At 54.1% G+C, this 23,390-nt stretch carries 25 protein-coding genes and 4 tRNA genes; 16 read left to right on the top strand and 13 right to left on the bottom strand.

The genetic code is table 11. The features are described from left to right. Nucleotides 1-40 precede the first annotated feature (40 nt). Both TU84_RS09925 and TU84_RS25515 read left to right on the top strand, forming a co-directional pair. Complete coding sequence (locus tag TU84_RS09925) at nucleotides 41-235, top strand: hypothetical protein (protein ID WP_048368881.1); 195 nt, start codon at nucleotides 41-43, stop codon at nucleotides 233-235. Between the two features lie 350 nt (nucleotides 236-585). Next, nucleotides 586-780, top strand: coding sequence for a hypothetical protein (locus tag TU84_RS25515; protein WP_082148659.1), 195 nt, complete (start codon nucleotides 586-588; stop codon nucleotides 778-780). Here the strand turns inward: TU84_RS25515 and TU84_RS09920 are convergent. Together TU84_RS09920 and TU84_RS09915 are read right to left on the bottom strand one after the other, a co-directional pair. Beyond that, on the bottom strand, nucleotides 728-1,042 hold the full coding sequence (locus TU84_RS09920) for an AzlD domain-containing protein (protein ID WP_048368880.1): 315 nt from the start codon (nucleotides 1,040-1,042) through the stop codon (nucleotides 728-730). The two genes, TU84_RS25515 and TU84_RS09920, sit on opposite strands and share 53 nt — an antisense overlap. After that, entirely contained in the window at nucleotides 1,039-1,734 is a 696-nt protein-coding gene (locus TU84_RS09915) for an AzlC family ABC transporter permease (protein WP_048368879.1), read from the bottom strand. Before TU84_RS09915 ends, TU84_RS09920 begins: the two co-directional genes overlap by 4 nt. A gap of 206 nt (nucleotides 1,735-1,940) precedes the next feature. On the opposite strand from TU84_RS09915, the gene TU84_RS09910 reads away from it, so the two are divergent. Further along, nucleotides 1,941-2,459, top strand: a complete 519-nt coding sequence (locus tag TU84_RS09910; RefSeq protein ID WP_048368878.1) for a Dps family protein — start codon at nucleotides 1,941-1,943, stop codon at nucleotides 2,457-2,459. Between the two features lie 224 nt (nucleotides 2,460-2,683). On the opposite strand, the gene TU84_RS09905 is transcribed toward TU84_RS09910, so the two are convergent. Beyond that, nucleotides 2,684-3,625, bottom strand: a complete 942-nt coding sequence (locus tag TU84_RS09905; protein ID WP_048368877.1) for a class I SAM-dependent methyltransferase — start codon at nucleotides 3,623-3,625, stop codon at nucleotides 2,684-2,686. Nucleotides 3,626-3,862: 237 nt separating this feature from the next. Here TU84_RS09905 and TU84_RS09900 point away from each other — a divergent pair, with 237 nt between their 5' ends. From TU84_RS09900 to pbpG, 3 genes are all read left to right on the top strand, one after another. Next, nucleotides 3,863-4,414, top strand: coding sequence for a DUF2975 domain-containing protein (locus TU84_RS09900; protein WP_048368876.1), 552 nt, complete (start codon nucleotides 3,863-3,865; stop codon nucleotides 4,412-4,414). 9 nt (nucleotides 4,415-4,423) lie between these two features. Next, nucleotides 4,424-4,633 carry a helix-turn-helix domain-containing protein gene (locus TU84_RS09895; RefSeq protein ID WP_048368875.1) on the top strand — a complete coding sequence of 70 codons (210 nt, stop codon included), beginning with the start codon at nucleotides 4,424-4,426 and terminating at the stop codon, nucleotides 4,631-4,633. A 349-nt stretch (nucleotides 4,634-4,982) separates the two neighbouring features. After that, complete coding sequence (gene pbpG, locus TU84_RS09890) at nucleotides 4,983-5,921, top strand: D-alanyl-D-alanine endopeptidase (RefSeq protein ID WP_048368874.1); 939 nt, start codon at nucleotides 4,983-4,985, stop codon at nucleotides 5,919-5,921. Between the two features lie 70 nt (nucleotides 5,922-5,991). On the opposite strand, the gene TU84_RS26590 is transcribed toward pbpG, so the two are convergent. From TU84_RS26590 to gltX, 9 genes are all read right to left on the bottom strand, one after another. Continuing rightward, the gene (locus TU84_RS26590; RefSeq protein WP_256665494.1) at nucleotides 5,992-6,120 is read right to left on the bottom strand and encodes a hypothetical protein; all 129 of its coding nucleotides are present in this window, start codon (nucleotides 6,118-6,120) and stop codon (nucleotides 5,992-5,994) included. A gap of 171 nt (nucleotides 6,121-6,291) precedes the next feature. Beyond that, nucleotides 6,292-6,777, bottom strand: a complete 486-nt coding sequence (locus TU84_RS09885) for an Hsp20 family protein (RefSeq protein WP_048368873.1) — start codon at nucleotides 6,775-6,777, stop codon at nucleotides 6,292-6,294. 112 nt (nucleotides 6,778-6,889) lie between these two features. Then, nucleotides 6,890-7,849, bottom strand: coding sequence for a tRNA dihydrouridine synthase (locus tag TU84_RS09880; RefSeq protein WP_048368872.1), 960 nt, complete (start codon nucleotides 7,847-7,849; stop codon nucleotides 6,890-6,892). A gap of 62 nt (nucleotides 7,850-7,911) precedes the next feature. Next, complete coding sequence (locus TU84_RS09875; protein ID WP_048368871.1) at nucleotides 7,912-8,346, bottom strand: acyl-CoA thioesterase; 435 nt, start codon at nucleotides 8,344-8,346, stop codon at nucleotides 7,912-7,914. Nucleotides 8,347-8,519: 173 nt separating this feature from the next. Continuing rightward, a tRNA-Glu gene (locus TU84_RS09870) sits at nucleotides 8,520-8,595 on the bottom strand. 77 nt (nucleotides 8,596-8,672) lie between these two features. Next, nucleotides 8,673-8,748: transfer RNA gene (locus tag TU84_RS09865), tRNA-Ala, on the bottom strand. A 50-nt stretch (nucleotides 8,749-8,798) separates the two neighbouring features. Next, nucleotides 8,799-8,874 (bottom strand) — tRNA-Glu (locus tag TU84_RS09860). A 75-nt stretch (nucleotides 8,875-8,949) separates the two neighbouring features. Further along, nucleotides 8,950-9,025 (bottom strand) — tRNA-Ala (locus TU84_RS09855). A 265-nt stretch (nucleotides 9,026-9,290) separates the two neighbouring features. Then, nucleotides 9,291-10,772: a glutamate--tRNA ligase gene (gltX, locus tag TU84_RS09850; protein WP_048368870.1), complete on the bottom strand. Its 1,482-nt coding sequence runs from the start codon at nucleotides 10,770-10,772 to the stop codon at nucleotides 9,291-9,293. 214 nt (nucleotides 10,773-10,986) lie between these two features. Between gltX and TU84_RS09845 the strand changes: the two genes are divergently transcribed. The 10 genes from TU84_RS09845 (at nucleotide 10,987) to TU84_RS09805 (ending at nucleotide 22,323) form a co-directional block, all read left to right on the top strand. Then, the gene (locus tag TU84_RS09845) at nucleotides 10,987-11,937 is read left to right on the top strand and encodes a 2-hydroxyacid dehydrogenase (RefSeq protein WP_048368869.1); all 951 of its coding nucleotides are present in this window, start codon (nucleotides 10,987-10,989) and stop codon (nucleotides 11,935-11,937) included. A gap of 30 nt (nucleotides 11,938-11,967) precedes the next feature. Then, entirely contained in the window at nucleotides 11,968-13,293 is a 1,326-nt protein-coding gene (locus TU84_RS09840) for an Nramp family divalent metal transporter (RefSeq protein ID WP_048368868.1), read from the top strand. Nucleotides 13,294-13,848: 555 nt separating this feature from the next. Then, nucleotides 13,849-14,595: a methyltransferase domain-containing protein gene (locus tag TU84_RS09835; RefSeq protein ID WP_048368867.1), complete on the top strand. Its 747-nt coding sequence runs from the start codon at nucleotides 13,849-13,851 to the stop codon at nucleotides 14,593-14,595. A gap of 13 nt (nucleotides 14,596-14,608) precedes the next feature. Beyond that, the gene (locus TU84_RS09830) at nucleotides 14,609-15,526 is read left to right on the top strand and encodes a class I SAM-dependent methyltransferase (RefSeq protein WP_241486397.1); all 918 of its coding nucleotides are present in this window, start codon (nucleotides 14,609-14,611) and stop codon (nucleotides 15,524-15,526) included. After that, on the top strand, nucleotides 15,523-16,668 hold the full coding sequence (locus TU84_RS09825) for a M50 family metallopeptidase (RefSeq protein ID WP_174479322.1): 1,146 nt from the start codon (nucleotides 15,523-15,525) through the stop codon (nucleotides 16,666-16,668). The genes TU84_RS09830 and TU84_RS09825 overlap by 4 nt, the downstream gene beginning before the upstream one ends. A gap of 10 nt (nucleotides 16,669-16,678) precedes the next feature. After that, nucleotides 16,679-16,825, top strand: a complete 147-nt coding sequence (gene tglA / locus TU84_RS26040) for a 3-thiaglutamate biosynthesis pearlin carrier peptide TglA (RefSeq protein WP_153329789.1) — start codon at nucleotides 16,679-16,681, stop codon at nucleotides 16,823-16,825. Continuing rightward, nucleotides 16,822-17,802: a DUF692 domain-containing protein gene (locus TU84_RS09820; RefSeq protein ID WP_241486396.1), complete on the top strand. Its 981-nt coding sequence runs from the start codon at nucleotides 16,822-16,824 to the stop codon at nucleotides 17,800-17,802. Before tglA ends, TU84_RS09820 begins: the two co-directional genes overlap by 4 nt. Further along, on the top strand, nucleotides 17,792-18,598 hold the full coding sequence (locus tag TU84_RS09815) for a hypothetical protein (RefSeq protein ID WP_048368866.1): 807 nt from the start codon (nucleotides 17,792-17,794) through the stop codon (nucleotides 18,596-18,598). Before TU84_RS09820 ends, TU84_RS09815 begins: the two co-directional genes overlap by 11 nt. 3 nt (nucleotides 18,599-18,601) lie before the next feature. Next, the gene (locus tag TU84_RS09810; RefSeq protein WP_048368865.1) at nucleotides 18,602-21,046 is read left to right on the top strand and encodes a lantibiotic dehydratase; all 2,445 of its coding nucleotides are present in this window, start codon (nucleotides 18,602-18,604) and stop codon (nucleotides 21,044-21,046) included. Beyond that, nucleotides 21,043-22,323 (top strand): MFS transporter, encoded by a 1,281-nt coding sequence (locus TU84_RS09805; protein ID WP_048368864.1) that lies wholly within the window; start codon nucleotides 21,043-21,045, stop codon nucleotides 22,321-22,323. Before TU84_RS09810 ends, TU84_RS09805 begins: the two co-directional genes overlap by 4 nt. A gap of 41 nt (nucleotides 22,324-22,364) precedes the next feature. Here TU84_RS09805 and TU84_RS09800 read toward each other — a convergent pair whose 3' ends face one another. Continuing rightward, on the bottom strand, nucleotides 22,365-23,327 hold the full coding sequence (locus tag TU84_RS09800; RefSeq protein WP_048369087.1) for an alpha/beta hydrolase fold domain-containing protein: 963 nt from the start codon (nucleotides 23,325-23,327) through the stop codon (nucleotides 22,365-22,367). Nucleotides 23,328-23,390 lie beyond the last annotated feature (63 nt).

The following is a 23,390-nucleotide window of genomic DNA, read 5'->3' as shown; positions in this document are numbered from 1 at the left end:
CCGTGACACTTCGCACACCATAAAAACAAGGACGACCTGTATGCCGACACAAAACCCGCACCGCACTGTAGGCCTGTGCACTTCCACCAAGGTCTACAACACGCTGACCGAACTCAAACAGCTTGAAGGCCACCGCGCCGCCAAGCTGGTTTCTCTGCTGGCTCAACACCTGGTTAGCCAGGGCTTGTTGAGTGACCATGAAGTGATGCAAATGCTGGATCAAGTCGTCGACTAAACTGCCTGGAAGCAACCTATGTAGCGACACACCTTTCAGGCGGCCGTAGTCGCTGACGAGGCACGAAGGCTGCGGTCGGACAGGGTTGTTTAACGTAGCTTTTTAGATCAAAAGAACAGACTTTCGCCGCATCAAAATCTTCGTAGGAGCTGCCGCAGGCTGCGATCTTTTGACGTTGAAGATCAAAAGATCGCAGCCTGCGGCAGCTCCTACAACGCGATAATTCGTTAACCTTCTAAAGTTGTATAGATACCTATACCCGCATCAATGGCGACTATCACGCGTAATGATTTTTTGCGCATGGGCCCAAGCCTTAAAGTGGCGCCATTGTTTGATAGCAGGAGGTTCCTTTGCCAAAGGTCCATATCATGTCGGTTGTCGGCAGCGCAGTCCCCGAACCGCTTCGCGCGGACGGTCTGCTGGCGTGCTGGTATGTGGTCATTGACGGTGTTCCCGTCAGCGGCCCGTTCAAATCACGCGCCGCAGCGCAAGTTATAGCCACCAGCGAAACAGATAAAACAACGCCACACTTAACACGACACTGAGCAACACGTTGCGGGTCCAGAGCATCAGCCCTATCGCACACACAGCCGCCAGCAGGTACGGGTTGGTGGGGCTCAGATCAAGGGTGTGATCCTTGATAAAAATGATCGGCCCGCAAATCGCCGTCAACATGCCCGGCACCGCAAACCCCAGAAACTCACGAACCCCGCGGTTCAAGCGAATCGGCAAACGCGGCTCAAGAAACAGATAGCGGTTAAAAAACAGAATCAGCGTCATCCCGCCAATAATCAGCCATACCGTCATGCGAAGTACGCTCCCAGCCGTTTGCACAGATACCCGACGGTCATACCCGCCAACCCCGCCAGCACAATCGCCGACTCCCATTGCCAATAACTGAACAGCACCACGCTCAATAACGAGACGGCGACGCAAATCAGCGTTGGCACATTGCGCACAATGGGCGTGATCAGGGCAATGAACGTCGCGGCAATCGAGAATTCCAGCCCCAATTGATCCAGCCCCGGAATGCTTTTACCGACAATCACCCCCAGGCAGGTAAACAGGTTCCAGCCCACATACATGCACAGGCCAACGCCCAGGGCGTACCAGCGGTTGAAGGTTTTTTGGTCATACGGGCTGACCAAGGCAAAAAACTCATCGGTCAGCAAAAAGCCAAGGCTGGCGCGCCATTTAGCCTCCATGGGCGCGACAATGGGGCGCAAATGCATCGCATAGAGGATGTGTTGCGAGGTCAGCAGCAGCGTGGTGATCAAAATGGACAGCGCACTGGCGCCCCCTTTGATCATGCCAATGGCCACCAATTGAGCCGCCCCGGCAAACACAAAAAGCGACAGCCCTTGGGCTTGCATCGGTGTCAATTGCGCATCAATCGCCGTCGAACCGGCTAAAAGTCCCCAGGGCGCGCACGCCAGGGTCAAGGGCAGACAAGCAATCGCGCCGCGTGTAAAAGCGACGCGAGGAAGCGAAGTAGGCATCAAAAAACATCCCGGCAGTAAGCAGCGACAAAGGGTCGCAACTTGGTCAGTGAAAGTCTTGAACGATCTTGCTCTTCGTCAGGTCGTAACGTTTAGCCGCCCTTATTGAGCCGCCCGGCGGGTTTGACGAACCACTGTTCGTGGTCTTTAGTCAGCCCCACTATTCATTCGTTTAAGCCTATTCACAGCCAACACGAGGAACGACCATGAAAGACCTGAAATCCGCCAAGGAAAGCAGAAAGGCCGATCTGCGGACACCTTCGGCGCTGAGCGAAGAAGCACGCATCAACATTGCTGCAGAAGTGAATGCATTGCTGGCCGACACGTTCGCCATTTACATGAAAACCAAGAACTTCCACTGGCACATGTCCGGCCCGCACTTCCGTGACTTCCACCTGCTGCTGGATGAGCAATCTGATCAGATTTTTGCCACCACCGATGCCATTGCCGAGCGCGTGCGCAAGCTGGGGCGCACCACAATCCGCTCGATCGGACATATCAAAAATCTCCAGCGCCTGCTGGACAACGATGCTGATTTCGTGACCCCGGAAGACATGCTCGCCGAATTGCGCGAAGACAACATCCAGTTGGCCGCCTACATGCGCGCCACCCACGAGCTGTGCTCTGAGTCGGGTGACGTGGCCACTACCAGCTTGCTGGAAAACTGGATCGACGAAGCCGAACGCCGCGTCTGGTTCCTGTTTGAGTCGTCGCGCACTCGCTAACGTGTGAGCCGCGGGGGGCCACCGTCCTCGCCGATATTCCCTCTCCTTCGGGCGAGGGAATATCAGATCAAAAGATCGCGAGGCAAGCTCGCTCCTACAGGGCCTGCAGTTTCACCCGGCTCATGAATTTTGTTTCACGGTGGTCACAACAGGCGACTTGTATAGTGATCCCGCTCATTCAATGAACCTTGGCCCGCACTCTCCCGCGGGCTTTTTTTTGCCTGTCACACGCCCTGCTTGAACACCAGCGCTTTCAGCCCGCACTCAGGATCGGCATCCGGAAACTCCGGCGGGTTTTCCAGCCGTTGCTCAAAACGCAGGCTCGGCGCCTCGGCGGTCACGCCATTGATCAAAAATTCGGAGCCCAGCGAAGGATCGTTCATGCACGCCAATACCGTGCCGTTATCAGTGAGCAATTCCGGCAAGCGCCGCAGCACGCGCTGGTAATCCTTGGTCAGCAAAAAACTGCCCTTCTGGAACGAAGGCGGGTCGATGATGACCACATCGTAAGGCCCCAGGCTTTTGACCTTCCCCCAGGACTTGAACAACTCATGCCCAAGGAAGCTCACCTTGCCGGTGTCATGCCCGTTTAGCCGGTGGTTGTCCCGGCCACGGCTCAGGGCCGCACGTGACATGTCGAGGTTCACCACATGCTCAGCGCCGCCTTCAATGGCCGCGACAGAAAACCCGCATGTGTAGGCAAACAGATTCAACACCCGCTTACCCTCGGTATTCTCCCGCACCCAGTTACGGCCATAACGCATATCCAGAAACAGCCCGTTGTTCTGCTTGCGGCCCAGGTCCACCTGATAACGCAATCCGCCTTCTGTGAGCGTCCACTCGTCCACCGGCTCACCCGCCAGCCATTCAGTATCACTTTGCAACGTGTAGCGATGCTGCATCACCAGCGTGTGGGCGCCACAGGCTTGCCACACCGGCGACTGCACAATCGTCAGCAGCATCTGCTTCAGGGCTTCAAGCTGGGCGGGCTCCGGCTCTTTGAACAACGAGACCAACACCACACCTTGCAGCCAGTCCACCGTCAACTGCTCCAGGCTCGGCCAGCAGCGGCCGCGCCCATGGAAAATACGCCGTGTTTCAGCAGGCGCAGCCTCCAGGGCGGTCATTAAATGCAGGTGCAAGGTGGTTAACGCTTCAGGGGTCATCAGGCTGGCCGGTCAATTTCAAAGGCCGGCATTTTACACAATTGCGCAGTAGCACTTAAACAACACACCCCTGCCCGGAATTCACGCAGACATCAAGCTGCAATCTGTCGCCATAAAATTATCGTTTTACAATCATTTATTATCGAATTACGATACAGCCACTGCACAGGCCTACCCGGAAGGACTGCGCAGCCTCCGGACACTTAAATCGATGACTACGCATAAAAGGATTGTTCGATGACAACAGATCTCCTGGCCAATCGCAGCCGGATCTTGGCGACCGCCACATTGGTACTGGTGGTCAGCATGCTGCTGGCCAATATCGCTTACTGGATTTTCCCTGACGCGCTCGGCAGTTTCATGGGCGGATTCAACTTGACCGCGATGATCGGCCAATTGAACGCCAACATCTCGCTCATGCCCTGGTGGCAAGCGGCCGGCGGAATCGTCCTGTCCAGTATCCCGCTGCTGATACTGGCAAAAGGTTTACTGGCGCTGCGCAGCCTGTTTCTGGCCTACAGCAAAGGCGAATACTTTTCGTCAGAGTCGGCAGACCTGCTGGGCAAAGTGGGCAAGAGCGTGTTGCTCTGGGTACTGGCCAGCCTGGTGCTGACACCGGTGATGAGTGTGTGGATTACCTTCACCCGACCTGCAGGCGAACGGTTGCTCAGTATTAACTTTGAGCCGTCACATATTGTTGCGTTATTTCTCTCAGCCTCTCTTATGATCATCGCTCGCAGCTTGTCCAACGCGTGTTCGTTGGCAAGAGAGAATGAGCAGTTTGTTTAAGAGGGCACGATGCCGATAGCCATAAAACTGGACGTCATGCTGGCCACACGCAAGATGAAGTCCAAAGACCTCGCGCAAATGATCGGGATAACCGAGCAGAACCTTTCACTGCTCAAACAAGGAAAAGTCAAAGGTATAAGGCTGGCCACCCTCGAAGCCATCTGTGTCGCTCTGGATTGCCAACCCGGCGACTTGCTGCATTTTCAACCGGAGCCGTAACCCGCCCCTCCCTGGCACCTAAACTGCAAAACGCCCATGAGCCTGACACCTCATGGGCGTTTTGCGTTTTAAAGCCCCTTGATTCCCCGCTGCAACGTCTGTTCAGCCAGCCAACAGCATTGCGCTGCTAGGCTCGTGCGATGCACGCTTCACGGGCTTGTGAAGCAGCAAAATCCTCACCGGCACGGCGCACAATACCCAGGCTCACCTACCGCGTGAAATTTCTCTGCTAACCCCCTGCAAATACAGGCATTTCTAACGTTATTAATCCATACTCAGAAAATGTAACGTTATATGTATACCAACGGTTGCCGTTCAGAATTCCCTAACCATCATTGAGTCAATCTGCGTGAAAATTCATCTTTCGATTTTGAGCCTATTTTTAGTTCTCACAGGCACAGCCGCTCCTTCAATCGCCGCAGCGACGGAAGGCACCATGTCACCCCGAGACATGTCGAAACTGCACATTGCTTCTGGCAGCGCGCTGCTGATCGACCTGCAAACCAATAAAGTCATTTACGCCAGCAACCCGGACGTGGTCGTGCCCATCGCATCGGTTTCCAAACTGATGACCGCGATGGTGGTGCTGGACGCCAAGCAATCGATGGACGAGTACATCTCGGTCAACATCAGCGACACCCCGGAAATGAAAGGCGTGTTCTCGCGGGTCAAGCTGGGCAGCGAGTTGTCACGTCACGAAATGATGCTGATCACCCTGATGTCCTCGGAAAACCGCGCTGCGGCCAGCCTGGCGCACCACTACCCGGGCGGCTACGTGAAATTTATTGCTGCCATGAACGCCAAGGCCAAGAGCCTGGGCATGATGCACACCCATTACGTTGAACCTACCGGCCTGTCGCCGCGCAACGTCTCGACGGCCCGCGACCTGAGCAAATTGCTCGCCGCCGCGCGCCACTACCCGATGCTCAGCCAACTGAGCACCACCAAAGAAAAATCGGTGACGTTCCGTAAACCCAACTACACCCTGGGCTTTCACAACACCGACCATTTAATCAACAAAGACAAATGGAACATCAAGATCACCAAAACCGGCTTCACCAATCAGGCAGGCCATTGTCTGGTGCTGGTGACCGAAATGGGTAATCGCCCTGTGTCATTGGTGATTCTGGATGCATTCGGTAAATACACTCACTTTGCCGATGCCGGGCGTATTCGTAACTGGGTTGAAACCGGCAAAGCCAGCAGCGTGCCTGACGTAGCGCTGCGCTATAAAGCCGACAAAAACCTGCAACAGCATCAACCTAAAACGGCGCATGTCGCCGAGTAACACGGCACTCGTTAAAAAACAGGCACCTGCCCCGGGGAGAGAGTCGGAGCAAGTGCCTGTGTGTTGCCCGTTAACGCTTGGGTGAAGGCTTGGGCGTTTTCTTGATGGTTTCGACGGTGGTTTCTTTCGGGCGGCGCTTGGCCTCCTCCAACGGAATAAACAGACCCGTTTCTGAATCACGTGCGCGTTTGTTTTTCATCTAAAGCTCCAGTCAAAGCCCCGAGGTTGAGGCCTGTCCTGGCAGACTAGTTGAAGCTTTGGGCCCTTTCGGGCGATAGAAACACGCGCTTGCAGATCCGTTGCAATCTCCCCCCCTCCTCCTGCAAAAAAGAACCCCGCCTATAAGACGGGGTTCCAGCACAGACTCACATCAGTTTTGCAGAGCAGGCTGTTGATCCCCACTGTTGATCGGGATGCGTTTGGCTTTTGCTTCTTCGGGCACCACCCGCTGCAGGTCGATGCTCAGCAAGCCATTGCTCAAGTTCGCGTTTTTGATCTCGATGTGGTCATCGAGACGGAAGGACAGTTTGAATGCCCGTTGCGCGATGCCCTGATGCAAGTAGGTCACGCCTGATGCTGGTTTTTCAGCGCTGCTTTCGGTGTTGTCACCGAAGGTTTCACGTTTGCTGCCGCTGACGCTCAACACACCTTTTTCAACTTGCAGGTCCAGATCATTCTGGGTAAACCCTGCTGCCGCGATCACGATGCGATAGCTGTCATCACCGTGCTTTTCGACGTTGTAGGGTGGATAGCCAGCGCTGGAGTCGTTGCGCAGCGCGGTTTCAAACAGATCACTAAAACGGTCAAAACCGACAGAATTACGGAACAGTGGCGCCAGAGAAAATGCGGTGTTCATAATTTAGCCTCCTGATTTCAGCGAGATTTTGTCTTCGCGACCCGGTTTCGGCATCGCTTAACCCCTAAGTAGGGATCAGCAAAATCATTTCAAGAGGCTTTTTTGAAATTTTTTACGCGCCTTCCACAGGCGGGTTGTTGACCAGATGCCGAACCTTTTCACAGTCGGTTTCGCGGCGCATGGCATTGAACAGCACCACCGCTTCAGGGTAGTTGCGCGTCAACATGGCCAACCACTGCTTGAGCCGCCCCGGCGCCGAACGCGGCGTCAGTTGCGCCTCAGCTTGCGCCCAGAATTCGCGGATCATCGGTTGTAAATCCGCCCAGGTCATTTCAACCACCTCTTCGCCCGCCCGCGCAGCGGCGATTTGCCGGGCAAGGTCCGGGCGCGACACCAGACCGCGACCGAGCATGATGTCTTCAGCCCCGCTGATTTCGCGGCAACGGCGCCAGTCTTCAACCGACCAGATATCACCATTGGCAAACACCGGCACCTTGACCACCTCTTGCACTTGGGCGATGTACTCCCAATGCGCAGGCGGCTTATAGCCATCCATTTTGGTCCGTGCATGCACCACGATCTGGCTGGCGCCCCCCTCCGCCAGGGCAATCGCGCATTCATTGGCGCTGTCGGGCGTATCGAAGCCCAGGCGCATCTTGGCCGTCACCGGGATATGCGCAGGCACGGTACGGCGCACCTGCAGCAAAATCGCATGCAGCAGCTCAGGCTCTTTGAGCAGCACCGCACCGCCACGGGACTTGTTCACGGTCTTGGCCGGGCAGCCAAAGTTGAGGTCGATGACCTCGCTGCCCAATTGGCAGGCCAGCGCGGCGTTGTCCGCCAGACACGCCGGGTCAGAACCCAGCAGTTGCACGCGCAGGGGCACGCCAGCACGGGTTTTGGCACCGTGTTGCAGCTCAGGGGCGAACTTGTGGATATAGGCTTCGGGCAACAGCCGTTCAGTGACCCGAATAAATTCGGTCACACACCAATCAATACCGCCGGTGCGGGTCAGGACATCACGCAGGATGTTGTCGACCAACCCCTCCATCGGCGCCAAAGCAATTTGCATGGGTGACTCTCATAGAAAACGTGCGGCAGTTTACGGGGTTATGTAACCAATCGGTATCTCGATCAGGGCGCTACGACCGCCGAACCGTAGCCTTCCAGAAACTCCGGCGGCAGGCGCTTGGGCTTGCCCGTCGACAGTTCGATGCAGACAAACGTGGTTTGCGCGCGCAGCAAGGTCGCGCCATCACTTGGCCGGATCAATTGAAAGTGCCGAGTCAGACGCAGGCGCTTGTCAAAATCGACAATCCAGGTCGCGAGCTGCAGCTCATCCCCTTCATAGGCGCTGGCCAGATAATCGATTTCGTGGCGCGCCACCGCCATGGCCCGGTCGAGCCTGCGGTATTCGGTCAAATCCAGCCCAAGGCGCTGGGAGTGGCGCCAGGCGCAGCGCTCCAGCCAAACCACATAGGCGGCGTTATTGGCATGGCCAAAACCGTCGATGTCTTCGCTCTGCACGTGCAGATCAATGATGAACGGCGTCGCCAGATCCCAATTCATGCCTGTCTCCCTGCCTACAAATAAAGCGCGCAGTGTAACGCACCCGATCTGCGCTGAGGCAGGCCCGGACTGATGGCAAAGGCAAAAGGGATGGAAATGGCCGAACGCCAGAAAAACAAAAGGGCCATTCAATAAATGAATGACCCTTAAAAATCCCGCAGAGCGGGTAATCGTGGCGTCCCCTAGGGGACTCGAACCCCTGTTACCGCCGTGAAAGGGCGGTGTCCTAGGCCACTAGACGAAGGGGACACAAACCCTTCTAACAGTGATCAGTGCTGAGTACTGATCGATTCAATGCCAGTGTGGCCCGGCATTGAACTGTAAATTGGTGGAGCTAAACGGGATCGAACCGTTGACCTCTTGCATGCCATGCAAGCGCTCTCCCAGCTGAGCTATAGCCCCGATTTATCGCCTGGCGGCGGAGCAACACCGAAATGCTGCTTCTGTGAAACTGGCGTCCCCTAGGGGACTCGAACCCCTGTTACCGCCGTGAAAGGGCGGTGTCCTAGGCCACTAGACGAAGGGGACACAAACCTTCTATTTGATCAGCGCTGAGTGCTGATCGATTCAATGCCGGTGTGGCCAGGCAGTGAACCTAAAATTTGGTGGAGCTAAACGGGATCGAACCGTTGACCTCTTGCATGCCATGCAAGCGCTCTCCCAGCTGAGCTATAGCCCCAAACAGTCAATGTTGCGTGTTGCTGTGTGGACGGGCCGCATATTAAGACTGGATCGGTAGGCTGTCAAACTTATTTTTAAAAATTTCTAAAAAAATTTGTCGTGAGAACAACCACTTACCCTTAAAACCCCGAAAACACGGGGGCGCGCTGATTAAATTTGTAGTCGCTGCCGCAGGCTGCGATGGGCTGCATAGCAGCCCTGCTGTTCCAAAATACCTTCGGCCCCTCTCGCAGCCTTCGGCAGCGACTACAAATAAACGCGAATCAAGCCATTGCGCTGAACAGCTTTTCCCACTCTTTGTTTTCTTTCTTCGATACGCCACCCAGCAGGTCCAGCGCCTGACGCAGACGGAAGCGCGTCAGGTCCGGGCCCAGGATCTCCATGGCATCCAGTACCGACACCGAGCTGGCCTGGCCAGTGATGGAAGCGAACATCAGCGGCATGGCATCACGCAGCTTTAGCTCAAGGGCTTCCACCACGGTCTGAATGCACGCCGTGATCGCGTCTTTCTCCCACTGACGCAGGCTTTCGAGCTTCCACAAAATCAACTGCATCAACTGGCGTACTTGATCGCCAGAGAGCTTTTTGTGCTCAAACAGCTTGGCATCCGGCTGCACGCCGCCTGCGAAGAAGAATCCGGCCAACGGCGCGATCTGGCTGAAGGTTTCAACCCGGCCCTGCACCAGCGGCGCAATCTTCATCATGTAGTCGGGGTTCAACGCCCAGTGCTGCACGCGGCTGGCGAACTCTTCCAGCGGCAAGTCACGCAGCCATTGGCCATTGAGCCAGGAAAGCTTTTCGATATCGAAAATCGGCCCGCCCAGAGAGACACGGGACAGATCAAAATTATCGACCATTTCTTGCAGCGAGAACTTCTCGCGCTCGTCCGGCATCGACCAGCCCATGCGGCCCAGGTAATTGAGCATGGCCTCAGGCATAAAGCCCATGCGCTCGTAGAACGTCACCGACGTCGGGTTCTTGCGCTTGGACAGCTTGCTCTTGTCCGGGTTACGCAGCAGCGGCATGTAGCACAACTGCGGTTGTTCCCAGCCAAAGTATTCGTACAGCAGGATCAGTTTTGGCGCCGATGGCAGCCATTCTTCGCCACGCAGCACGTGGGTGATGCCCATCAGGTGGTCATCGACCACGTTGGCCAAAAAGTACGTTGGCAGGCCGTCAGCCTTCATCAGTACCTGCATGTCCATGCGGTCCCACGGGATCTCGACGTCGCCACGCAGCATGTCCGGCACCACGCACACGCCTTCGGTCGGCACTTTCATGCGGATCACGTGCGGCTCGCCTGCGGCCAGGCGGCGGTCGATTTCTTCTTGCGACAGCAGCAAGGCACGGCCGTCGTAACGCGGGGTTTCGCCCTTGGCCATTTGCTCGGCGCGCATTTGGTCCAGCTCTTCTGCGGTGCAGAAGCACGGGAACGCATAGCCCTTGTCGACCAGTTCCTGGGTGTATTGCTTGTAGATGTCACTGCGCTCGCTTTGACGGTATGGACCGTGCGGGCCGCCTACGTCCGGGCCTTCGCTCCAGGTGATCCCCAACCAGCGCAGGGCGTCGAAGATCTGCTGTTCAGACTCGCGGGTCGAACGCAATTGGTCAGTGTCTTCGATGCGCAGGATGAATTCGCCGCCATGCTGCTTGGCAAAGCAGTAGTTGAACAAAGCGATGTAAGCGGTACCTACGTGGGGGTCGCCAGTCGGTGATGGCGCGATGCGCGTGCGAACGGTGGTCATGAGCGATCTCGAAGTGAAGATAAAACAAAGGGCGAATCTTAACAGGCCGACCCGGCTCGGCTCCAGCGCAGCACGCAGGCAAAGCCCGAACATCCGACGCGCAGATGAAAAAACCTCCAAATAGAGCGTTTGTATCAAGTTGATACAGGGAAAACCCCGGGACAGAGGTGCTAATCTCGCCTCATTCTCGGTCAATCCTGTCTGGAGTCTCCCCATGGGCCACGTAGTGCTGGTGCTGGTTGAAACGGTTAACGACTGTCTGTATCTGCTGGAGGACCAGGGTTATGAACTGATTCTTGCGCCCAGCGCCGCCAGCCGCGCCGAGGCCATCGCCACTCACGGCGCACGTATTGACGTCGTGCTGACCCGCGGCCCGCTGGGCTTGCGTGACGATGAAATGGCCGCCCTGCCCTTGCTCAGCATCATCTGCGTGATTGGCGCTGGCTATGAAGAAGTCGATTTGCAGGCCGCCAGCAATCGCGGGATCAAGGTGACCAATGGCGCCGGGGCCAACGCCTCGTGCGTGGCTGACCATACCCTGGCGCTGCTGTTGTCTACGGTGCGCGGCATCCCCCAGGCGGACGCCAGCGTGCGCCGTAACGAGTGGATCAAAGTACGCCAGCCGAGCCTGTCCGGAAAACGCTTGGGCATTGTCGGCCTTGGCGCAGTGGGTCAAGCCATCGCCAAACGGGCCGCGCTGGGTTTTGACATGAGCGTCAGCTACAACACCCGCCAACCCCGCCCGGACAGCCCGTACACCTACCGCGCCAACGTACACGACCTGGCCAGCGCGGTGGACTTTCTGGTGCTGGCGACCCCCGGCGGTGCGGGCACGCGACACTTGGTCGACGCCAGCGTACTCCAAGCGCTGGGCCCCGACGGCTACCTGATCAACATTGGCCGGGGCAGCGTGGTCGACACTCAAGCCCTGATCACCGCCCTGGCCGCAGGCACCATCGCCGGTGCCGGGCTTGATGTGTTTGACGGCGAGCCATTGGTCCCCGATGGCCTGAAAACCCTCAGCAACGTGGTCATGACCCCGCACGTGGCCGGCCAATCGCCCGAAGCGGCTAAAGACACCGTGCAATTGGTGGTCGACAACCTGCAGGCGTTTTTTAGTGGCCAGCCGTTACTGACACCGCTGCAACTGCCTGCACCTCGCTAACACTGATTTATAAAGTCCCGGAGCCCGCGTTTGAAATTCAGCCTGCCAAAAATCGCCACCGCGCCCTTCTGCCCGCCTGAAGTCAGCGGCAGCGTCCCCGTGGACACCAGGGCGCCGTTCTGGAAACGCGCGCTGAGCTTCGCCGGGCCCGGCTTGTTGATCAGCATCGGTTACATGGATCCGGGCAACTGGGCCACCGCCATCGAAGCAGGTTCGCGCTACGGCTACAGCTTGCTGTTTGTGGTATTGCTCGCCAGCCTGGCCGGGATGGCCGTGCAGTGTTTGTGCTCTCGCCTGGGCATCGCCACCGGGCGCGACCTGGCGCAACTTTGCCGCGAACGCTACAGCCAGCGCTCGGCGCGGTTTCAATGGGTATTGGCAGAAATCTCGATCATCGCCACCGACCTCGCCGAAGTACTCGGCTGCGCGCTGGCCTTCCACTTGCTGCTAGGCTGCTCGCTGACCTTCGGCATCGCCCTGACCGCCTTCGACACCCTGTTGATTCTGGCGCTGCAAGGCAAAGGCTTCCGCCGCCTCGAAGCCATCATGCTGGCTCTGGTGATGACCATCGCCGCGTGTTTTTTCGTTGAACTGGTGCTGATCAAACCCTACTGGCCGGATGTTTTCGAAGGCTTCAAACCTTCCCTTTCCGCCATCAGCGACGCCGCGCCGCTGTACATCGCCATCGGCATCATTGGCGCCACGGTCATGCCGCACAACCTCTACCTGCACACCTCCATCGTGCAAACCCGCCTGACCGGCCGCGACTACGCCAGCAAACTCGACGCCGTACGCCTGTCGCGCATCGACACCATCGGTTCGCTGACCCTGGCCCTGCTGGTCAACGCCGCCATCCTGATCCTCGCCGCTGCCGCCTTCCATCAGACCGGCCATTCTGACATCGTCGAAATCCAGGACGCCTACCGCATGCTCGACCCGCTGGTCGGCGGCGCGATGGCCAGCGTGCTGTTTGGCGTGGCATTACTGGCCTCGGGGCAAAGCTCGACCTTCACCGGCACCATTGCCGGGCAAGTGATCATGGAAGGCTACTTGAACCTGCGCATCCCCTGCTGGCAGCGCCGCCTGATTACCCGTGGCCTGGCGTTGATCCCGGCGTTCCTCGGGGTGTGGCTGATGGGCGATGACGCCGTGGGCAAACTGCTGATCCTTAGCCAGGTCGTGCTGAGCCTGCAACTGCCCTTTGCGCTCTACCCGCTGATCCGCATGACCAGCGACCCGACGCTCATGGGGCCTTTCGCAAATCGGCTGCCGACAAAGCTGCTGGCGTGGTTCCTGTTTGCCGTGATCAGCGGGGCGAATGTGTGGTTGATTGCGCAGATTGGATTTGGGGATTGAAAACGGTTCGTGTAGCCACATCTGCGCCAGCAGCAATAACGGAAAGCACCGGCTTTGAGAGTCACAAAGCCATATCCAGGAAAAACAAACTCATCCACCCAACTTTTAACTCTCCACCCCAAAAAACCAAGTTGCCGTTATTTAAACGGCGCCTTAACCCTCTACAATTAGGCACAATACTTTAACAGTCTACACCCGAGCATGGCGTAAAAAAACAACTACAGAGAAATGCAGTTGTAGTGAATTTTCCAGAGCACCCACCCAAGTAAGAACTTCGCCTTTATTGCGACGGAAATTTCATACAAATAGGTTTCAGTATTCGAAAAACCTTACAAGAACAATCAACACACACCCCACACACACCTACAACACCATGAATAGTAAGAAAAATATATTAGCACCCCCACCCTTCATAAAAACCAAGCACTTTTAAAACACTTTTTCCCCACAAAAAAAACCAATGACAGATCAACTGCGCCTAGCTACCATCCATCCAAGCCGCAAAAATCAAACTCAATAAACCTCCATTGCTAACTGAAAAAGGATATGACACATATGTCTTCCTCACTAACCCCACCTACTGTTTCGAACGAAACAGCAGGAGACGGCGTAGAATATAGCAATGCATCGTGGACTTTTGGAGGTACTACCCCACAGCATTTCGATTCCCATGTATCCAAGTCCGTACCTCACTATAAAGACGGGCACAGTATTGTACTGTCACTCAGCGATTTTTTCGTAAAACATGACAGCACATGCTACGAACTTGGAAGTTCCACCGGCACTTTAACCAGACAGCTTGCACTGCGTCACTGCTCCTCGACAAACTGGGTCGGCATAGATTTGGAACCGGCGATGACACTCAAAGCCAATGACCATTTGTGCGCACCCAAACAAGACAACGTTAGTTTCATAACCGACGATATATTGACCTTCCCCTTTGCAAAAAGTGATTTGATTGTTGCTTACTACACTATTCAATTTGTGCACCCACGTGCTCGTCAGTTATTAATTGATCGCATCTACGAATCTTTGAACTGGGGCGGCGCATTCATTATGTTTGAAAAAGTCAGAGGACCAGACGCTCGATTTCAAGACATCCTCAACAGCCTTTATATAGATTACAAGCTTGACCAGGGCTATAGCGCCGATGAAATATTAGCCAAATCAAGAAGCTTAAAGGGTGTTCTGGAACCTTTTTCCACGTCCGGCAATATAGATATGTTGTCTCGATCCGGCTTCAAGGACATAACCAGCGTATTTAAATATATTTGCTTTGAAGGTTTCTTTTGCATTAAGTGACCGGAGCTATATTGTGAGCACACTCATAGCGCGACAGTATTTACAGCTTCTGCAAATGCCCGGCACGTTTCACGCGCAAAAAATCAATTGTGAGCTGTGCAATTCCAATGATCATTTGTGTTTGCTGGATAGCGTCCAAGGCCCTTGTGGCAAGGCAGTAGCATTACCAGTACTCGGCTGTCGTGATTGCGGACATATTTACCAAAAATACCGCTTTAGTGAAACCTTTTATAAAGCGTATTACAACAAATTCTACCGCTTGAATTTATTTGGCAATAATGAGCCAGAGCGCGCTTTTTTTCAGGATCAGGTGCGCCGTGGCGAACACCTGTGCCAGTACTTAAAAAGCATATTACCCAGCAAAGGAAAACTACTTGATGTTGGATGCTCCGCTGGCGGCATGATGATTCCTTTCGCTAAGCGAGGTTGGTCAGTAAAAGGTAATGATCCTGACCGGGCCTATGTGGAGTACGGAAAAAAAATTGGACTTAGTATTGACTTGGTAGGAGCAGAACATATGAGCCCCCACGGAGACTACAATTTCATTATCATTAATGGTTCACTGGAACATGTTCATGACGTCAATAAAGTTATGCGACTTTGCCGTAAAGCCAGTGCAGAGAATGGTCTGCTGCTGATTGAAGGTCGGGCCTTGGGTTACGGTATCAAGCAAGGATTTTTAACCCATAATCATCGCCGCTACTTAACTACCAATAGCATCGAGCACTTGATGTACCAGCACAACTGGGAGCCTATACATACCACCCATGATCCCGTCTGCGGCCCCACCCGACCAGGAGCGGTTTTCGTATTGGGGCGAGCCTGTGTGAATATAGACTCTAAGCGTCTTGAAGGCATTAAGGCTCAGGGCCGCAAGGCGCTTCAAGAGGACCATATGCCAAGCCTACGCGCGTTACGCCCCCTTACATGAGTACTTCGACGTCATATCTCGACAAGCCGGGTGTCCAAGCCTGCTCCAGCTTCAGAAATGACCTAATCGCAATCCCGCCGGCAGCAGATTCTGTTACTCGACGCTACAACATTTACGATCCGTCTAATGACATAAGCTTTGAACTAGGCAAGGCCGAGTATTTATTGGCGTTACTTTTCGATGGACAACGAAACCTGGAAGATATAGCAATAGTTGCTCTTACGCAGTATCAGATAAAAGTAAACCTCGAAAAACTTGCCCAGTTCGAGCGCAAACTACTTAAACTAAAATTGCTAAGCAAACAAAACACCCCTAAAGCAAAGAAGTTTTACGACCCCGCAATGGGTATCACCTACGGCCCCTTTAAAAGATACCTTTTAATCAACCTTGTTAAAATCAATCCTCAGCCACTGCTAGATCGTATTTATCGGCTGATGCCTTGGTGTTGTTACGCGGTATTCGTTTTGCCATTGTTGGCGCTAGCTATTGCGAGCTTCATTTATTTAGGACTGCATTTTGACACTTTTATGGACGATGTTGGCAGAACCTACGTCCAAAGCTACAACTGGCTACTCTGGCACTTCCCGGTCATATTGACGTCCATCGCCCTTCACGAATTAGGACACGCGATGGCCTGTCGTCACTATGGAGTCAAGGTCAACGATTTCGGAATTGGTATCTACTTGTTGTTGGCCACCGGCTGGGTGCGTCCGGAACAAAAGCAATGGTCGCAGTTGCCGCTAAAGCATCGGGTTATAACAATTCTTGTGGGCCCTTTGGTCAGCCTACTGTATGCAGCTTCAGGCATTGTTCTATGGGCACTTTTCCATGATACGCAAAGCATTTTAGATACCCTATTTGTGGTCATGGTCGTGGCATCACTCGTCTCCCTCATACCTACTCTGCTACCCACCTTTAATGGCGACAGCTACCTGGCTATTACCGAGGTTCTGGGGCAACCGCGTCTGCGCCAGCATGCTTTCAACTATGTGAAACGTCATTGGAGGACCGCTCCTCTCAAAGATATCTCCCCCGCTTTGCGCAGACTCTACTGGAGCACATTCCTATTGACCTGCCTAGGCTGGATAGCCACTTGGTACTTTACCGTATTTTTCCTGATCCGCCTCTTCGACAACCCATAAGGACAACGCCATGAACCAATCAGTAGTTACTCTGGACACAGCCGAAACCGTTGAGCACACCGTCGACCTCATAGATCTACCAGATCCCATCTCTACTACCTTTGAGGAGTTTGATCTGGACGATATAGAAATTATCGAGAGTAAAGTTTTCGCGTGATCGTTCTGCGCTTCCTCGGATTGACGCCGAGGAAGCCTTTCTTTCTCTGGATGGGCAATTACATGGCTCACTTCGTTAAGCCCAAACCGATAGGTGTGGGAATCCAGTACAACCCCGAGATCCTTGAATGGTTTCCATTTGAGGAGATCGAAGTTGATATCTTGGAAATTCTGCTCGATAACATCATGGCCCCTATGGACGGCCCTCAGGTTATCAAACCCGCGGCCCAAGCAATGATCAATCGGCTGGCTGAGAAATTCACGCTACTGGCCCACTCCAATTATGGTTGCGACTTTGGCTTCAGCCCTCTTGAAGAAACCGCCGCGTTGAAACGTCATGTGCCCTTGGCCAAAATGCTAAAAAGCCCATGGGTCGCCAATCATTGTTTTTATGGCGACAACTCTTGGCTAGATATCTGGAGCAGTCCATTGCAGTTTTCCAATGCAGAAGTACTCCGATGCGCCGAGCGAGCAAAAACGTTGCAGTTTCATTATGGGATGCCACTGGCCCATGAAAACGCCGCCTATTACGTGCAATGCCCAGGTGCACAAATGCGTGAAGCCGAGTTTATGGCCCGGCTAATACAACAATCCGGAACTTTTTTGCACTTGGATTTACACAACATCTACGCCAATCATTTAAACCTTAAAAACTTCGACTTGCGCGACTACCTTGACACCTTGCCATTAGACAAAGTGATCTCGGTACACCTGGCAGGCGGCAGTTGGCACAACGGGCTTTATCATGATTGGCACGACTCGTGTGTACCCGAACCCGTCTGGGATCTACTTCAGGAGCTCATGTCTCGTGCGCAGCCTTCGGCAATTATCCTGGAATACCAAGGGCAGGCACACCATGCGCTTACACGCGTAATGGACTCTAACGACGAACACATGATCATCACGGATGTGAAACGCGCCCAGAAAATCTGGAATCACTATACAAAACCGATGCAGGAACTGACGCATGGATGCTGAGCAGGTCTGGACGTTATGGCGACGCCTCCTACGCGATGAAACGATGCAGCAGCAGATGTACCAAGCAGAGGGGGCGACTCAATGGTTAGATGGTCTCTCAGATGACGAACGGGTGATTATGCTTACCTACGCCAGCCAGTTTGAGAATGTGAAATGGCTTGTCGAAAACTATCAATTTCGCTTGATCAACTCGTTCATTAATGCGCTGGATACCGGCGCTCCGCTGACGTTGCGCGCACTACTTAACATTGGCCTGGATCTGCCAACACTCTCCAAGGAATTTCTGCGTAAGCACGCATGGTTTGATTACGGCCCCAAGGTGTATGGCTATTGCGATGCAGTACTGTGCTATCTGCTCGAACACCCGAAACTATCAGATTATCCGGAGATTCATGACCTAATGCGGCTTGAGCGCGAAGGCGTTCGCCTCTACACAGGATTAGTCCAAGCTCGCGCTTTAATACCAGAGCAGTATCAGCGCGCTGATAGCGCACGTGTATATCAGAGTCGGTATACGTTATCGCATTGGCTTCGTGACAAACATCATTTGGGAATCAGCAGTCTGGAGGAATCAAGCCAATGCATTCTGGTGTATTTGCCCAGCCCTGAGGCACGTCATAAATTTACGCTCATCTGCACACGCTCAGCGAACCTCTATAAATGTCTGGGAAGGCCACAATCGCTCGCTACATTGGCGCGGTTAACTGGTTCTGCAAGCTCCGAGCATCCTAGCGACGAAGATATGACACTGCTGAGAAAGCTGCACCAATTCAACGCCATATGGATACCCGTCTAGATAATGGAAAGCTCACAGTACTTCTGGCTACGTTCAACTGGCTTTCCCATTCACTACTTGACTGATCTTGGTCGACTCTCCGAGTTACCTGCATGTCGTGCCTTTGAGCAAGACTTCCGTGCATTTCAAGCGCTGAAGGCAATGATGCTTGAAGAAGCAAACTCACATTCCTTACTAACCTGCCGCAAACTCATCCGTAAACTCAACGAAGGCCAGTCCTTACTGCTTTCTGACCTACCACAAGCACTTCGCGAACCGCTTAACACCGCGGTACTGAAATGGAACGACTTATTGAAGCGGCTCGTCATAGGGGACGTTGCACGTCATGAATACAGCACTTATCTGGAAAGAGCACGCCAAGGACTAATTAATTTCCTGGATGATGACGCGGTAAGCGAGGCCTTGTTTATATCTAATCCATCGGCTCGGGCCCGCATCCAAGAACTCATCAAGGATCGGCACAGCAGAAGTGACTCACGGAAAAAACAGAAACTACGTTTGGGCTGGAGCTATGCACAACGTTTCTGCGCAAAAAACGATACCTCCAGTTTTTTCGGACCCTTGGCTTGGGGGCACTTCAAAGACCAGCAGATCGCCAATGTACAACTGACCCAAAATGACACTACATGGCTTAAGGATCGCCACACTTTCTTCGAGAACTGGGTGATGCAGAGACTGGTTGAACAGATCAATCAACAATGCCCAAATACCGACTGCATGCCTTTGAAACTTAATGCCAGTTGCTATTTACGTGAACAACACTTATTCATGCCAATAAATAAAAGCCAGCGTCTTACCCCCCTTACTGCGCAAGTACTCCACACCATCAACGCTCAACACAAAGAAGACGTTACATTTAAGCAGATATTGAATGCCTGCTCAGATATCTCACCCTACACTCTGCGCGATCTGCTGGATCACTTAGTTAATAAACGGATTGTGCGTCGAGGCTGGGATATTTCGCCCCGCGAGCGTAACCCTATCGTACGACTTCAACACTATCTGGCCACAACCGGGGTGTCTCCTGACTTCCAAAAAGCGTGGCATTCTCGCCTTCATGCACTTGAACAGGCACGCTGTGACTATGCCAATGGCGACCTGATACGCCGAACCGAAATTCTTGAAAAGTTGAATCGATTGCTTGGCGAGGCGGGCGTCGATCTCTGTAGGGAGTCTGGCACCATGTATGTAGGCCGATATCCGATTTACGAAGATTGCTCAAGAAACATCAACATCAGTTTTGGCCAAACAGTATTCCACCAAGTCAACAAAGAACTCGCACCGCTTATGCGCATAAATCAGTGGCTGATCAAAGCCATTGCACACCAGCTTAACAGTGTCTTCGTCGAGGCATGGGAGCAGCGCCAAGCTATTAACCCTTGCAGAACAGTAGATTTTCTTGACCTAATCAATACCTTGGCCCCTCTTCTACCCGCGATCGAAACTAGTATCATCGTAGATCTCAACCAACGCTTGGAAACAGCCTGGACGCAGTTGTTGCGAGAGTTCCCAGCGCAATCCGAGGTGCGTCTTTGCGCGACTGATATTGACCATCTAATTAGTCGGCTAAACAAGGATTTTGACGTTTCAGATTTCACCGTTTTCGGCAGTGACTATCACTCTCCGGACCTACTGCTCTCAAGCGCGTCAATCGAGGCCTTCAATCTTGGCCACTACGAAATAATCGTAGGAGAAGTGCATCCCGCGGTTCATACCCTTAGCCAGCCCGTTGCGGATCCATTCGGCCCCTACAATTCCCAGATTTGCCAACAGGTGGAAACTATTTTTCAGCGCCCTCGCCTGATACTGGCGGACTCGCCTGACAGCTATCAACGCTCGCACATCGACTGGCCATTGCAGCCATTTTACTTGCAACTGGTGTTGCCATCGGGGGGCGGTTGCGTCGAACCGCACCAACAGTTTGCCGCAGGCAGGGCAAAAGTCTTGTTTGTGAATGGGCGTCTGCAAGTGGTCGATACCCTTGGCCAATTCAGTGAAGACTTGCTATGTGTGTACCCCACTCCTTTACATCGAATTGGTTTTACTCTAGCCGATAGCGCCGTAGCCAAACATGAGTACCGACGTATCTGGTTAGGTCGTACCCTCTATAAGCGCGCTTCCTGGCTATTCACTCGTGAGCAGCTACCGGAGCCTAAGGGCACAATCGAGGAACTTGAATATACGATGCAATGGCGAGCTTGGGCAGTGTCTCAAGGATTACCCCGCTACGCCTTTATCAAAATTGACACCGAACCCAAACCGCTTTTTCTTGATTTTGATAACCCCTTGTCCTTGGACGGCATCATCAATGCACTGAAGAGCGCTGGTCACGTTAAGTTCTCTGAAATGCGACCCGGCCCCGATGAACTGTGGCTTGAAGACGCCAGAGGACGCTTCTGTTGTGAAATACGCACAACCTTTTCCATAAATAAGGCTCTGGCGACATGAACAATGAGCAAACCGAGTCTTGCAACAAGGCTGCCCAAGAAGCTAAACATTCATTTTTATATTTGTTTCTGACCATATTCATCCCCTTTGGCCTCGGTCATTTCGTGTCGTACCTGTTTCGCACAGTCAATGCCTTGATCTACGTGGATTTGGAACAAGAGCTGCACTTGCCGGCCAGTAGCTTGGGCCTGTTGACGGGGGTGTACTTTCTAACATTTGCTGCGGCGCAGATCCCGCTCGGTGTAATGCTTGACCGCTACGGTCCACGTAGCGTGCAGGCCCCCATGCTGCTATTTGCTGTAGTGGGTTCGCTAATTTTCAGTGTCTCCCACAGTGAACTGGGCTTGATAATTGGACGCGGCCTGATTGGTCTAGGGGTTGCCGGTTCACTGATGAGTGCTATTAAAGCGTGCGCTATCTGGCTGCCTGTTGAACGTCTGCCGCTAAGTACTGCGTGCCTGTTGTCAGTAGGCGGTTTGGGTGCCATGGCTTCTACCACGCCGCTGCATGAGCTACTGAAATGGATCTCTTGGCGAGAAGCTTTCTTGATTTTGGCTCTACTCACACTATTCGTCTGTGTGATCATTCATCTCAGCGTACCTCGCACCTATAAACCCAAGCACACCACACTCGCGGAAATGTCCAAGGCCGTGGGGACTCTTTATTCCTCATGGGTATTCTGGCGTCTTGCGTTGTACTCGGTGTTTGCCCATGCGATCTATATGTCAGTGCTGTCGCTCTGGATGGGGCCATGGCTAAGGGACGTGGCTCAATTAAGCGATTCCAGCATGGCCAATACTTTGCTCTGGGGCGCTGTAGCCATGGTGGCTGGTTCGCTGGTGTTCGGCTCGATTACCGACTACCTGCAGCGCTTTGGTGTACAGCCCATCATGGTGTGCGGCACCGGGGTTCTAATCTTCATCTCGTTTCAATCACTAATGATCAGCGGGCTGCACATATCGCCATTGTTGATTGCTATGGGGTTTAGCTTCTTCGGCACCTCTACCACCATGAACTACGCGATAGTCGCTCAATCGGTATCTCCCGAACTGGCAGGACGGGTCAGTTCATCGTTCAATCTGGTGGTTTTCGTACTCGCATTTATCTTGCAGTGGCTGATGGGGGAAATGCTAAGCCTGTGGCCGTCAACTGGACAAGGACACCCTCTGGAGGCTTATCAGTGGTCGCTGGGGATAATGATTGCGCTACAGATGCCAGGGGTGTTTTTGTGGCTGAGCTTTAAACCGTGGCGACTCAAAAAAGCGTCTGCGCGCTAAACCATAATGACCGCGACGCAGCCTGCGGCAGCTCCAACGGGTTACTTTGCCAGCCTTTTATCCAGCCAACCCGCCACCCGCCCATGGATCTCCGGCACTTGCTCCAGCAGGCCGCTCATGCGCATAAAGTCGTGGGTCATGCCGGGTTCTTCCAGCAACAGCACGTCGTTACCGGCTTGTTCAAGCTTGCGGGCGTACGCCAGGCCTTCGTCATATAACGGGTCGTAGCCAGCCAGGTACACCAGCGCCGGGGCCAGGCCGCTGACGTCCGTTGCCAGTAACGGCGAAATCCGCCAGTCCTGCAGCGCCTGTTCACCCTTGGCGTAATGCCCGTAAAACCAGTCCATGGTCGCGGTTTCGAGCAGGTAGCCCTCGGCGTAACGCTGATGGGAGTCACGCTTGCAGCTGCCATCGGTTACGGGATACAGCAGCACTTGAGCGCGGGGCACGATGGCGACTTCTTGCGGTTCCTGCACCGCGAGAATCGATAACACCGTGCTCAAGGTTCCGCCCGCACTGTCTCCGGCAAAGGCCACCCGCGAGGCGTCCAGCCCATGTTGACGGCCCTCACGCAGCAGCCAGTTCACTGCATCGCAGGCGTCATGCACGGCGGTGGGAAACACCCACTCCGGGGCTAGCCGGTAATTGACCGCCAGCAAGGCAAAATCCCCGGCCGCCGCCAACCGGCGGCACAGCGAATCATGGCTGTCGAGGCTGCCAATGACATAGCCACCGCCATGAAAATAAACCACCACCGGCAACGGCCCGACCTCAAGGCCAGGACGACGATAAAGCCGCGCCGACACGCTGAAACCATCACGCGCCGGGATGCGCACGTCGTAGCTGTCCACCGCCGTCAACGGCACATCGAACACGCTGGCGCTTTGCTCGAACTCGCTGCGGGCCTGGACCGGGGTCAGCGCATGCATGGGCTGGGTCTTGCCGGTCATGCGGCTGAATTCAGCCAATTCTAAAAATGCTTCCAGTTCGGGCAACACCGACATTTCTACTTTCCTCAATAACAAACTGTTAGTGGGGCCGCCCGTCGTCGGCGCCAACTGTCGCGC

The organism is Pseudomonas helleri, assembly GCF_001043025.1.
Classification (GTDB): Bacteria; Pseudomonadota; Gammaproteobacteria; order Pseudomonadales; family Pseudomonadaceae; genus Aquipseudomonas; species Aquipseudomonas helleri.
This window is presented reverse-complemented; position numbering and strand designations above follow the sequence as displayed.